This is a genomic window from Njordella calcicola, from assembly GCF_056494125.1.
The window spans coordinates 225,290-238,277 of record NZ_CM151396.1 but is presented as its reverse complement, the minus strand read 5'-3'; the positions used below and the strand labels follow the sequence as shown (position 1 = coordinate 238,277).

The window sequence follows — 12,988 nt, the reverse complement described above, 5'->3', positions numbered from 1 at the left end:
CGACTCGTGACGCGTTCTGCTGGGAGCCTGACGTAGATGTTTCAATCCACGCGGCTCGTACGAGCCGCGACAAACCACTTGTAGCCATCACGCAGGACCAACGTCTGTTTCAATCCACGCGGCTCGTACGAGCCGCGACCCCTATCAGTCGTATCGTACGAGGTAATCTCATGTTTCAATCCACGCGGCTCGTACGAGCCGCGACTGCGGACATTGTAAACCGTGCTCATGAATAGAGTTAGCTCGCCTTTTCCGCGAAAGCTAAAAGATCTGCCCACAAAATTGCTTTCCCGTAAAGAACTTTTCTGTAAGCTGCCGTCGCAGAAGACTTTACGGCTCCGCGAAACCTGCATAGATTGAGCTTGCACTGAAGGTTCGCACCCTAAATATTTAGAAATCCGTCAATGTCTAGATCGCGGCGCAATCCAATATGCTCCACACGATTGCTCCAGTTACTTCCAAGATGATAATACCGCAGACTATCCTGCGTCGGATCAATCGTCTCGTTCAACCTCGCAGAACAAGCGGCCCACTGTGACGGGTCAAGCTTCATCTCGAATACCGAATTCTGAACTCGCTGCCCATACTCCAAGCAAATCTTCGCGACCGCTCGCAACCGCTTTTGCCCTGCTTTGTCTACCGTTGAAACGTCATAGGTCACTAGCATGTACATCGATCACTTCCAAAAGCAAGGAGGATAAGCATCAAGATCGCCTCGAATATGTCTGGCCAATAATCGAGCTTGCAAGTGTGGGAAGAAACCCACCGATACTTTCTCGTCAGCAAACTCATGGAGCAAGTTTTCCTGCTTCCGTTCCTGCCAACCTTTTAAGAGAAGCTTCCTTGCGGAATCCTTCATGACAATTCCGCCAGAAGGCTGCGTTTCAAAGTCACTAGCGGTAACTTGGCGACGATTAATCAATGTCAAAACGTACCGATCGACAAGAATCGGGCGAAACTCCTCCATAAGGTCTAATGCCAAACTGGGTCGCCCGGGGCGATCGCGATGCAGAAAGCCAACTTGAGGGTCGAGCCCTACGGATTCACAGGCACTACGAATATCGTGGCCAAGAATTACATATAAAAACGAAAGCATGGCATTGACCGGATCTCTCGGTGGCCGACGACTGCGGCCATTCATCGTCAACGCCGGATCGCCAAAGAGCATCTGATTAAATACGGAAAAGTAGGTTGAGGCGGCTTCACCCTCGACACCACGCAACTGATCGAGACTTGTCGATTCTTTGGCATATCGCAGACGGTGCTTTAAATCATCGGAGGCCTTGCGGAGCGATTGCCCACGTACAGTATCGTCAGCATCCCTAGCACTTCGCATCAGCACATGTCGACAGTTGGCGATCTTGCCGTACACAATGGATTTTGCAATCGACAAAGACGCTGGCTCGCTATCACTCATGCGATATTGCTGGCGGCGCAACATGACATTTCCTGATGTGAAGCCCAGCACTCTTGCTTGAAACTTTCCATAAGTCGTCAAGAAAGATAGCGTCACGCCGGCATTGGCACATGCTGCTAGTAAGCTTGGACTTGCGCCCACGCGTCCAAAGCACACAATCCCATCTAGATTGTGCAGCGGAAGTCTTAGGCGTACTTTCTTTTCAATCCGCACGGCGACAGCGGCTCCCTCTTTGGCCAAGTATGCTCCCTCGGTAGTGACAAACAAGGTGTTGAGATGCTGCTTCATTATAAATCGTCGTTTTCTGAATCAAGCTGGAATTTCAGTTGCCGATGGAGCCATTGGCTGGCCATTCTAGAGGATTGTGAATGTTTGGGCATGCAGAGTTCGATCAGCGAGCAGCGTTTGCACCGGTTGTCGTTGACTGGAGACGGGAGAGCGGGCTGATAAAGTAGCTCATGTAACTCTTTCGCGAGTGCTTCTGTCTTTGATCGCAAAGCTTCGTCAAACGCAACATCGAATCGTCTGCGTTGTGTGCCATAGAAGAGCTGACCTGACGGGATGCAGACGCTTAACATCTCTTCGATGCAAAGAGCTTGGGCGCACAATTGAACTCGATCGCAATCGCCCCAGATTTTGGAGGTCTTTGGTTTGCCGCGTTTGAACTCGACGGGCGTGATGATCCAGTCCTTGAATCGATCGGGAGCATCGCTGTGCAAGGCAGTTTGAAGGGCTCGATAAGGCGATGCGCCAGTTGGTGCGGTGAATTCAACCACGTCCGATATGCCAACTAATCCCAAACGCAGCGAGACAAGGTCCATACTACGCGCGATTCGATTGCCAGAAAGCGTTTCATCGGCAGCAGTATTGGTCTTTTTGTGAAGGATTTGACCTTCGGCGGTGAGAGAGTTTTCGCTCCATACTTGTTCGATATGGATCAGAGCGCATTGGCGTTTGCAGTAGACCAAGTGTTGTAAGGCAGAAATCGGCAATAGTCGGTCTTCGGTAAATTGCATATTGAGTCGAACCTAGCCTGGTAGCGATTACTTGAAACGAATATTTCCTGGATTGATGTCGGCAATGAAGATTCCAAAAGAACGAAATTCCGCGAGGATTTCCTCGACCGTAGACCAATTCCCTTCGAACAGTTCCGCTTTCATAGAACGCCAATCGTCCCACACTTCTTCGCTGTAGTCGGGAGGATGGTCCAGGTAAGCTCCACCAAAATCCAGGCAAAACGGAGGGCTCACGATCGTCATTTCGATGGCCAAGAATTCCTCGTTATAGCCAACTAGTTGTGGGACCATTAATCCACAAACCTCATCAATCGCTAAATCGGATAATCGTTCATAGACGCCAACTTCTCTGTAGAATGCAATCTTGTGTTGGTGGAATTTGACAGCGGTCCGCCGCGATTGGGATAGATTGTTCAGGACAAAAACGGTACCTTGAGTACCAGTCCCTAAGCATGAATCGATCTTCGCGCCAGCGCGTTCGGCGTACAATTGAGCGTGTAATTCAATAACAGGAATACTCATGATTGCTAACGTCAACAAGACATTTTCTGCGGATGTGAAGCTTCGACTGCACACGTCTACACAGGTAATCGAGCTTGGCCAATTAGGTCCTGATTTTGCGATCTTGCGCCAGCCTCAAGTCATTCATGATTGTAACGTGGAATTGGAAACAATCATCGACGGCGAGTCATCCCGTTGGCCCGTCCGCATTACGAATCATAACAAATCCGAGACTCGCCGATTTACCTTTGAGTCGAATCGTTCAGCGAACCGCTAAAACATCTCGATCAACTCAACACCTTCGGGCATCTGTGATTGGTCGATTGAAATTCCCGACTGGTATTCTTCAAAGCTTCGCGGAGCAATCTGTCCGTTAGATCGGCCAACTTTGATGCGGTCAAAGAGTCGGTGGGCAGGGGCGTTACCCAAGGCATCTTTGTGTTTAAAGACATAGAGTTTTCTAGCCGCCATTTGTCCGCGTGACGCGGAACGATCGGTGTCGAACATGTTCTCAAGAGCCTTCCAAAACAAAGCTAGGTCTTCGTCTGTGAAAGACGTTTGGTTTGCCAAATGCGGATTGATGAATCCATGGCAGCGATAGAGTGCGTATGGCACTGTGAACTTTCGACCAATCGTACGGTTGCCGCCTTCTTGCGCATCCGATTCAGCTTGGGTCGTCACGGCGCAGCGAGTAACGGCATGTTCTGCTGACACGATTGGATCAATGCTGCGAGAAAAGGAAAGCTGGATTGGGCCACGCACTTGTCCGCAGTTGACTCCTGTTGTCATCACAGCACCAAAGGCGCGCACGTCAAAGAAGTTCTTGCACATCCATTCAACAATCTGCTTGGCCTTGGCCGCATCTTTGGGGAGATTCTTTTTGGTCTTTGCGTCTGCTTTAGGTTCTATCGCTTGCCATGCTCGGTCATGCTGACCATTGAGGATCGCTCGTTCTTTGACATAGATTTCATATGGTGGCTTCTCTCCGTGCGTCAATCCGACATAGTTTCGGACTTTTCGCTTCAAGCAAACGTCCGTAACCAACCCTTGCCCTGTTTCTGCATCCACACGAGGCAGGTTACCGGCATCTGGATCACCGTTTGGATTGCCATCAAGAACATCAAATAAATAAACAAAGTCGTATCGATTCATGGAAGTAATCTTTCAGTGTAAGAAAAATGAGATGTGAAATTTCTGAGGAGTATGTGACTAATTTGTAGCAACTTCTTGGATGGGCGTTTCCGTATCCTTCTTGGTAAAGAAGTCCTGACGTTGATGGTAATAACCAATTGCAAACAAGCCTTGGTCGTTCATGTTGAGATGGTTTGGAAAAGTATCGATCCGATCGAAAACTTCTTGCATCCGCTTCTCTGCATTCACTTGAAATGCCGGAGAGGAGAGCTTGCCAACGTGATGCTGATTCATGCGAATCAACCGTGGGAAAACCATTGCTGGCGTGGCGGAAGCCGCACTGAAGAAACGGTCCTTGATAGTTGCATTCAGATTCCCGCCAGAAGCGTCTTCCTGCGTCTTTTCCAGCAGGGCAAACAATCTACCAAGTTGGTAGGCAACTTCGGGACGGTCTTTATTGAGTGACATTTCTAAGCTCCTCGCTAAAACAGAACGACTGGGATTGAGACGGAAAGATCGGTTGAGACACGCTTTGATTGCAGCAGCTCGAATTGGAGAAACATTCGCATCTGCTTTGATACGTCGCATCAGACATTGGAACAGAATGGCAGGGTAGGCGATGCCTTCAAGAATAGAACGCATGAGTGCCCCTGTGAGATTCGGGGGTACGTCTTTGGATTCTCTCGCTGTCTCGCGAAGTATTTGCCACGCCGCCGGAAACTCTGGTGCTTTGACCGGCTTTGTAATTGCCAAATCTTCGAAGTGCAGCCCAATATTCTTGACAATTTCGCCAATGGTTCCTTGCCACCAATAACGAATGGCAATACGAGCCGCGTTTGGTGAAAGTCCCAGCACGTAAAATTCTGTGGCTGGATCTCCAAGTTCACTGACATATTCGCCGCGGCTAATTCGCTTCAGTGTTTTGAGCAAGTCAGCTTTCAGTTGCTCGTCTTCAACGGTCCCCGAATCAATCAAGCTAGTGAAGAAGTTCTCAATTGGAGCGGCCTGAGCTGTCCAAAATACGGTGGTTGTGTCGCCGACTTGGATGCGTTGGCCAAGGTTGCGATCCAACAACCGATTCAAGGCCACCGCATAACGAAACGCGGATTGCTCGCTAACAGGTGCTACATAGCTCTGCTTTCGCGAATACGATTCGGCAGCATCGAAGTTGAAGCTCACCAGCAATGCTCCGGCTGATTGCGCACCGTTGACACCCTGGATTTTGGGTTCATGTATGCGTGCGATCATCGATGGCACGCCAGAAACGAGACACTGCATCGAGTTTGTAAAATCGGGCGTTTCAGGTTCTGCCGATTTTTTGCTAAGTTGCGATTGCCACCATTTGCTTACACCCGTCGACTCATGTACGAAGTGCGTTTGATCGACGATCCGAAAGACTCCAAAACCGGTTGAAAGATCCGCCAGAATCGGATGGTTTGACGAATCCTCGGGATGCCATGCCTTAAAAAAATTGCAAACCGCATCGAACTCCGGATCATTGATCGATGCTTGCAGGCTCAAGTGATGTTCGCGTGAAGCTTCGAAGGTTTGTCGAGTCCGTTCGGGCTTTTCGTCATCCGGCTTGAATCCAAGCAGATATGCCATGTTATCCCAGAGCGTACAAGGATTGATTCCGCTTCCAGATGGTTTGGCAGCCCCAAGCACCTGCAGTTTTCGAGGCACCGCTTTCTTGCCAGTCGCATCACGTTCATCAAAGATTCCAATCAACTCGCCATTGGATTTCAGTGTGATGCAAAACGTGATATTTTGCCGACTGTAGCCGGGAACAATCAGTGACTCATCACCCGAACTCGCAAGGCGTTGATAGTAGGCTTCCAGTAACTGAAGGATCATGCCTTGACTCCTTGCATCTCGGTACGTGGCACGTCAATAACACCATTGATCATGGAAGCACGAAAAAACATGGGCTGCATTCCATGTTCAAAATCAAGGTCGTTAAGCATCCAGCCAAGGTCGGTAGCTCCGGTCAAACTGGAGGGTGGTATCTCGCCTTGAACCAATTCGATATTGGCTGGGAACTCGCGGCATCCGAGGTAGGGATGATGAAAATACTGCCCACGCTCTGCACGCCGCTTGAACATCTCGGAATGCTTTTGCAAGTTGTCTGTGCCCGAGCGTAATTCAAAGTGAGCTTCCAAGACGTATTCAACATCCCGAAGGACCATCGAAGCTCGTTGCTGTCGATCAGATTCGATATATAGGGCTAGTGGCCCACCACTTTTCATAACTGCCGAAACTGAGCCAACTGGAATTTTGGAGGCGACTTCATTTCGCCGAATATTCGAAAACCGAATGGGAGTCAGGACATGAATACGATCGATGCACCAACGAATTTCCGGTTTCCAATAGATTGCTTCGAAGATGCCACGAGCAGCCGATGGCGTGATTACGTCGTACGAGACTCGTTCGATCTTCATTTCTGGCCGTGTAAAGCAAGCGAAATCGCCCCAAGCCCGAAGTGCGAAGTATTGAATTTTTCGTGACATAGATAGACCTTTTCAATAAACTGGTGTTAAAGCCATCGATTTCGAGTATTAAATGACGAGTGTACCAAAATCGATGAAGCCATGCTTGCTACCGTCGAAACCGACTTCATCGTCATACATACTTGGATTTAACAGCAGAATGTATTGGCCGTCGTAGGCATATTCGAAGTCCTTGCCGATGTTCGGTATGACGATATTTTCGAAGAGTGATATGCTATATCGCTCAATTTCTTTTCGTTCTTCTCGAGTCAGAGGATGAACCATTGGATGTGACTTGCGAATGCGATCATGCAACCACTTCCCCTTTTTGCCATATGGAACAAAGACTCGAACTGCTGTGTCGCGAATAATTTTGTAGGCCTCCGCAATATCGGAGAACTCAATATGAGCAACCCTCGCATCCTTATGCATTGAAAGGATGTCATAGCGATCCCAAAGCGATTCATTCCGCCAATAGTGCATACGAAAATATGACTCGACCGCTTCAGGGGAGATCAAGTCGCTTTGAAATTGATCGAGCAAGCCGAGGGTTGTATCCGCTGTGCTGGTTAGCATTCCTGGCGGCAGTCGGTTCGGTAATTTAAATACTCGCACTTGGCCAGTTGATAGTTTGCCCTCGCGGTTGCATCGGCCTGCTGCTTGCGCGATTGAATCAAGGCCAGCGATAGCTCGATAGACAATTGGGAAGTCAACATCAACTCCGGCTTCGATCAACTGCGTGCTTACAACCCTACATGACTCTCCCTCTTTCAGCCGACGGCGAATCTTCTTTAAGGTTTGCGTACGATGACGCGGGCACATGAACGTACTGAGCATGAACAGTCCGTCGTCAGCTTGAATATTTTGCAAAGCACGATAGGTCTTCGTAGCATCTGGTCGCGTATTTTGTATACAAAGGAATTGTTCACTCTCTGACAATTCGGACGCAAGTGATTCTATTGTGCGTTCCCCGATGTAGCTCACGTTTACGCGGCGCATTCGGTCGAACAAATTCATCGACTTTGGGATGATCTCTTGGGCTGCTTGTAAGCCGATCTTAAAATCATCTCGAAACGTCAAAGTCGGCTGAGTGGCAGTACACAATACGACGCTGCACTCGTAATGCCCTACCAATTCTTGTATCGCCAAGAGTGTTGGCTTGAGTAACTCAATTGGCAGTGTTTGGGCTTCATCCAAGATGATGATACTTCGAGCGATGTTATGCAGTTTTCGGCACTGCCGTGGTCGATTCGAAAACAACGACTCAAAAAGTTGCACGTTAGTCGTTACGACGATAGGGGCATCAAAATTTTGGGACGCTAGCCTACTCCACTGTGTTTCGTTAGCAGGTTCGATATTGCTGTGCGATTCAAGGACGATATCGCTTCCAAGATTCTGAAAAACGCTTTGATATACTCTTGCCGTCTGCTCGATGATGCTCGTAAATGGAATGGCGACAATGACTCTTTCAAAGCGATGCGACAGATTGGCTTTGACATGTCGTAGAGCGAAACTCAAGCTTGCGAGCGTCTTTCCGCCCCCGGTTGGCACTGTCAATGAAAATAGTCCGGGCCTATTCATAGCTGCAGTATTGCAGGCAGCTAGTATTTCTTGCCGAATTTCATGAACACTCCCACTGCGGTTTTCATTTAACCGGACGATCTCATTATCTAATGCGTTACTTAGCTCAGTAAAGTTGTACTTACATTGCGGCCGCTGCTCATAATTGTCGGGACTCATGAACTGCTCGGTAGCCAAGAAGTCCGCATCAACTAAACAAGAGAACAGCATTCGCACAAAGAAGGCCCAAGAAAAGGATGCGACAGCCGTATTTTCGTTAACGCTCTCCTTGCGGTGCACCTTGGTCCAGATCCCCTGAAAGGTCGCATGCAGTCGCTGCGGAAACTGCAAAGGACATGCTTTGAGTACAGATTCTGAAGCCTCATAACTCTCCACCGTTTTCGTTAGCCGATCTCGAAGCGGTCGCGGGGAACCTTCTGCGATTGCGTTGGCTAAACCCGCATGATGTCCCGCGATGCAAAATGCCAACGCATGACTGATGGGCTTGTGACTTTCTGGAAATTGTTTGATCGCATGAATAGCACCTGCTGTCGAATGATCTACCTTGCCTCGCATCTCTGACGTGTGAGAATCTTCCAGCGTCTTTAGAAGGTAGTTTTGAAATGCCTGCGAGTACTTTCCCAGGTCGTGCCAGCGGCCTAATAGTTCGCCCCAGGGGGCGAGTTGCGGATCAATTCGAGCAAGAAACGAACTGCAATATTTTGCGACACTCGATTCGTGCTCGCCCATCAACTCCCATTCATCAACCGGACAATTCGGTAAGCTATGTGCATAAATTCGTTTCACTTCACCCTCACTTTGGCTTCCATTATACAAGTCGCCTGCGCCCAGAGTATGCCACGCACGAGGTTTGCACTTGTAGCGCATCGACTCGCATTGCTTCGATTTCCAAATAACATAAACAGACGCTTTGACACGTCTGGTCACAGGGTCTGCGAAAAACCTTGCAAACGAAAAAATATTTGTCGTTTGATGAGCTTTGGCTGTGCGTGGGCCACAGACACCTGCGCTACGCATTACACAGTTCGAATCGACATACGCCTGTTATCGGCTGCAATTCCTGAATTGGCTTGTCCTAGAGGCGGAGGGATGACGAACTGTGAACAATTAACCCTCAACCAAACCAATCTCATACAACAAATACTCTACCAACGCCCCGCGTCGTTCGCGTCGTGGCTTGGTTTAGCCCTTTTACTTCGCGGCGATGCACAACATAATAACGCTTAAGCCCCGTGAGACTCTTTTGATCAACCATCGTCCAATACCGGTCGTACCCCATGGATCCCTTTCGACTTAGCAACCACACGCGTCTGGTTCCCGTCATCAATAGCGATGGCTCCTACGCGCGAGCTATCGAACGATGGCTGTTTGACCAAAAGTTCGATTGCTTACTGGTCCCCCTCCCGCTGGAAATTCGCACGCGCGTACTGGAAGCGGTTAACGATCTGCCGCTGGTATCAACCGTCATTCAAGTTGAAAGCAGCGAAAGCCAACTTGACTTCTCTTCCACCAGCGAGCCTTGGTCTGAAGACCAAGACGACGAATCCACTGCCCCTAAACGTCGAGCCTTCTATGTTCCTATCGATCCCTGCCAAGCAGTTATCGCGGCGATTCGATATGCCATCGGCGAACATATCCCTATCGTCTTTGGGGACCTGCCAACTGCAGATTTCACTCCGTTTACTTCCCTAACGGCGGACGCGTACGCGCTGCGAGAATGCAGCCTTGAGACCTTTGCCACCGCGATGCTGCCAGCCATCGGGCCCATGGATAACGAACTGCAACTGGAACGAGTCCAATATCTTGCACGCAGCATCCATCAATCAGAACAACACTACCAAAACGTCATCGCTTTATGCCCATTGGCTATGTGGCCTTGGCTACGGAAAACTTATACCGATCACCAGATCGAACTGGATGAGTTCTCCGATGCCGATCTAGAAGTCCCCTTCACCGCTCAAATCGATGACCGCTCGCTATTATTCTTTTTAGCCGAACTGCCTTACGCCACAGCGGTCCATGAAAGGCTTCGCGAACATGGCGCCATTCATGCCGCGTCTGCTTCCGTCGATTTTGTAAAGCATCTGTTGATCACCGCCCGACAAACTTACAAAGCCGACTTGCGTGACCGAGCACGTAATATCTCGCCGTTGATGCTGAACCAATGCATGCAGTACATTCGCAATCTGACTTTATTAGATCGACGCCTGACGCCAGATTTCTATACGATCGTGACCTCCGCGAAACAAATCGTCGGCGATCAATACGCCATCCACGTGATTGAGGCGGCTAAGGAGTATTCCTACTCCGATTACATGGCGTTGCCGACGGTTCGTTTCGGTATCGGGGATCTACAGTTACCCGATGGTGAGATTTGCACCGCCATCAATCGCTTGGATAGTCCTACTCTTCAGTGGCGGTCCATCGAATTGAATCCACGCCCGAAGAAGATCGACTCACGACGCTGGGCGATGCAGTGGAATCCGTATGCACAGTGTTCGTGGCCTCCAGAAGACAAATCGATCGAGTCTTTTCGCTCACGCTTGATGGAGCGAGCTCAGCAAGTTATCTCTTCCGATCTTGCACAGAGCGAAAAGTTCAGCACGTCTCTGATGGATGGTATCGACATTCGAGAAACTCTGCGGCACTGGTATGATTCACAAATTTATGTCAAACGCATTCCGCCCAGCGTTGGCAAATTGGATGCGTGCGTGATGCTGTTCGATGTCCCGGCAGACCCTCGCGATTACCCTTGGCGAGCGACATGGTTTGCGGAGCATGGCGAAGAATCGACGCTCGCGTTTTATGCGACGAACTTCCAACAAGAGATGCTAGGACCTGGCATTGGTCTATCGACGTACGGCGGTACGATGTTGATCTATCCGCCTCGATTTGTGCAGGACATTTGGACTGACAAGCAACTGGATTTTTGTGACACGCTGGAGCAGCGGTTGATTGGAGGCGCATGTGCCAATTGTGATTCCAAGCATGTGGCGTTGCTTTCGCCGGTGGCCCCCACGCTGGTTTGGAAGAAGACTGCCAAGCATTTCGGAAAGACCTTAGTGCACTTACCGGCTAGCAAGTTTAGTGATGCGACGCTGCAACAATTGCGGATGTTCCATGTGCTCAATGGCAAACAGGTCCGCAGTTATGCTTCACGTTTCATTCGTCGCGTTTAGTAAAGCAGTTTCATGACCGGCGAAATCAACCCGTTCTCAACGCGATACCTCCGGCCCGATGCGAACGAGTACTTGTTCGAGGTTCCTGAGGGAGTGTCGAGCACGGTTGAAGCGTACTCCGCCGCTCGATGCGACGTGATGGTCGATCAGCTTTTAGCTCGGAAGCGGGCTCGCATGAGCTTGATTGGTCCGCATGGGACAGGCAAATCGACGTTGCTCTGTACGCTGCTGAGCAAACTTGACCAGCGATCTGTACCGACAGGCAGCGTTCGATTGACGACAGCCCAGCGCACTTTCCCGTCCAGTTGGGCTCAGCATAGCTGCGGACGCGAGGGAGTCTTTGCGATCGACGGCTACGAACAACTTTCATGGTGGGGAAAATGTCGCTCGATCATCAATGCCTACTTGTTGAATCAGCGTCTATTGATCACAGCCCATCAACCAATGTTCGGTTTTGAAGAGTTGCACCGCACGCAGCGGTCAGCCGTCACCGATCACTTGGTTGTAAGTCATTTGTTGCGTGAGACGTCTAGTGCGGCCGATGATTTGCTGAGCAGCGATTTCTGGCAAGCTTCGCTCCTGCGGCATGGCGATAACTTGCGAGAATCGCTGTTCGATGCCTACGATTGGTTCGAACGCCAGAATCATTAGGAATGCCACTTGTTGTTTTGTGTCGAATGCGCACAATCTTCGCAACACATTGGGGGCGATATGCTGGATGAACATTTATTAGAATTGGAATCGCTGACGGCCCAGCAAATTACGCTGGTTCTGGATCTAGCCGAGCATTTGAAGGCGCGGACCGAGGGCGGACGCATCAAGCTGGATTGGCTGCGGGGCCGCACGATCGCTAATCTTTTTTTTGAAAATAGCACGCGGACTCGCAACAGTTTTTCGCTGGCGGCCAAACGCCTGGGAGCTGATACGATTGAGTTTTCTTCGTCCGGTTCCAGCGTCTCCAAAGGCGAGACCTTTATCGATACTGCCAAAACGATTGAAGCGATGGGCGTCGACGCGGTGGTCGTGCGACATGCCACGCCGGGCACTCCCCACTTGTTGGCCAAATATCTCAAGTGCTCAATACTTAATGCAGGAGATGGACCGCATGAGCATCCTACGCAAGGGTTGCTGGATATCCTCACGATCCGCCAACATCGCGGCAGCATGGTTGGACTGACGGTGGCTTTGGTGGGTGATATCGCTCATTCTCGTACCGCGCGGTCAAATATTTGGGGCTTGTTAAAACTGGGTGCCAAGCCCATTGTGTGTGGACCGCCGACGCTGGTCTCGAAGCGCTGGGAAGAGTATGGCGTGGAGGTCGCTTATAATTTAGACGCGATCTTGGAACGTTGTGATGTTTTGAACTTGCTGCGAATTCAATTTGAACGCTTGCGCATCAAAGCGTTTCCATCCGTGCATGAGTACGCATTGTTGTACGCGATGAACTCGGTGCGTATGAAGAAGACCAAGCCAGACGTATTGATCATGGCACCAGGGCCAATCAATCGCGGTGTGGAATTGACCGCCGATGTGGCCGATGGTTCGCATTCAGTGATTTTAGAACAAGTTTCCAACGGAGTGTTCATACGAATGGCGGCCTTAGCGTTACTTCTTAAAGCGGTCCCCAAGGACGTCTTAGCTAGTTTCGTGGAACAGAAAGCGGAATCAAAGTAACTC

12 protein-coding genes and 1 CRISPR repeat array (1 of these 13 only partly in view) are annotated in these 12,988 nt (G+C 49.9%); of the genes, 4 read left to right on the top strand and 8 right to left on the bottom strand.

Features of this window, described 5'->3' with window-relative positions; all coding sequences use genetic code 11:
- Positions 1-205: a CRISPR direct-repeat array (repeat unit 33 nt; unit sequence GTTTCAATCCACGCGGCTCGTACGAGCCGCGAC) (it extends 7,132 nt beyond the left edge of the window).
- A 177-nt stretch (positions 206-382) separates the two neighbouring features.
- The 4 genes from cas2 to SH302x_RS00850 are packed head-to-tail and all read right to left on the bottom strand — an operon-like array spanning position 383 to position 2,955.
- The gene (gene cas2, locus SH302x_RS00865; RefSeq protein WP_479366634.1) at positions 383-673 is read right to left on the bottom strand and encodes a CRISPR-associated endonuclease Cas2; all 291 of its coding nucleotides are present in this window, start codon (positions 671-673) and stop codon (positions 383-385) included.
- Positions 674-676: 3 nt separating this feature from the next.
- Entirely contained in the window at positions 677-1,705 is a 1,029-nt protein-coding gene (cas1c, locus tag SH302x_RS00860; protein WP_479366632.1) for a type I-C CRISPR-associated endonuclease Cas1c, read from the bottom strand.
- Positions 1,705-2,433: a CRISPR-associated protein Cas4 gene (gene cas4, locus SH302x_RS00855; protein ID WP_479366631.1), complete on the bottom strand. Its 729-nt coding sequence runs from the start codon at positions 2,431-2,433 to the stop codon at positions 1,705-1,707. The genes cas1c and cas4 overlap by 1 nt, the downstream gene beginning before the upstream one ends.
- 27 nt (positions 2,434-2,460) lie before the next feature.
- A complete protein-coding gene (locus tag SH302x_RS00850) occupies positions 2,461-2,955 on the bottom strand; it encodes a hypothetical protein (protein ID WP_479366630.1) in 495 nt (164 codons plus the stop codon).
- On the opposite strand from SH302x_RS00850, the gene SH302x_RS00845 reads away from it, so the two are divergent.
- On the top strand, positions 2,954-3,211 hold the full coding sequence (locus SH302x_RS00845) for a hypothetical protein (RefSeq protein WP_479366629.1): 258 nt from the start codon (positions 2,954-2,956) through the stop codon (positions 3,209-3,211). The two genes, SH302x_RS00850 and SH302x_RS00845, sit on opposite strands and share 2 nt — an antisense overlap.
- Here SH302x_RS00845 and cas7c read toward each other — a convergent pair.
- From cas7c to cas3, 4 genes are read right to left on the bottom strand one after another with little or no spacing between them, the layout of a single operon-like run.
- Entirely contained in the window at positions 3,208-4,086 is an 879-nt protein-coding gene (gene cas7c, locus SH302x_RS00840) for a type I-C CRISPR-associated protein Cas7/Csd2 (protein WP_479366628.1), read from the bottom strand. The two genes, SH302x_RS00845 and cas7c, sit on opposite strands and share 4 nt — an antisense overlap.
- A gap of 57 nt (positions 4,087-4,143) precedes the next feature.
- The gene (gene cas8c, locus SH302x_RS00835) at positions 4,144-5,919 is read right to left on the bottom strand and encodes a type I-C CRISPR-associated protein Cas8c/Csd1 (protein WP_479366627.1); all 1,776 of its coding nucleotides are present in this window, start codon (positions 5,917-5,919) and stop codon (positions 4,144-4,146) included.
- Positions 5,916-6,572 (bottom strand): type I-C CRISPR-associated protein Cas5c, encoded by a 657-nt coding sequence (cas5c, locus tag SH302x_RS00830; protein ID WP_479366626.1) that lies wholly within the window; start codon positions 6,570-6,572, stop codon positions 5,916-5,918. The genes cas8c and cas5c overlap by 4 nt, the downstream gene beginning before the upstream one ends.
- Before the next feature lie 48 nt (positions 6,573-6,620).
- Positions 6,621-8,918 carry a CRISPR-associated helicase Cas3' gene (gene cas3 / locus SH302x_RS00825; protein ID WP_479366625.1) on the bottom strand — a complete coding sequence of 766 codons (2,298 nt, stop codon included), beginning with the start codon at positions 8,916-8,918 and terminating at the stop codon, positions 6,621-6,623.
- 491 nt (positions 8,919-9,409) lie between these two features.
- On the opposite strand from cas3, the gene SH302x_RS00820 reads away from it, so the two are divergent.
- From SH302x_RS00820 to SH302x_RS00810, 3 genes are read left to right on the top strand one after another with little or no spacing between them, the layout of a single operon-like run.
- Positions 9,410-11,311, top strand: a complete 1,902-nt coding sequence (locus SH302x_RS00820) for a hypothetical protein (RefSeq protein ID WP_479366624.1) — start codon at positions 9,410-9,412, stop codon at positions 11,309-11,311.
- A gap of 12 nt (positions 11,312-11,323) precedes the next feature.
- Positions 11,324-11,962 carry a hypothetical protein gene (locus SH302x_RS00815; RefSeq protein ID WP_479366623.1) on the top strand — a complete coding sequence of 213 codons (639 nt, stop codon included), beginning with the start codon at positions 11,324-11,326 and terminating at the stop codon, positions 11,960-11,962.
- A gap of 60 nt (positions 11,963-12,022) precedes the next feature.
- Positions 12,023-12,985: an aspartate carbamoyltransferase catalytic subunit gene (locus tag SH302x_RS00810; protein WP_479366622.1), complete on the top strand. Its 963-nt coding sequence runs from the start codon at positions 12,023-12,025 to the stop codon at positions 12,983-12,985.
- Positions 12,986-12,988: the final 3 nt, after the last annotated feature.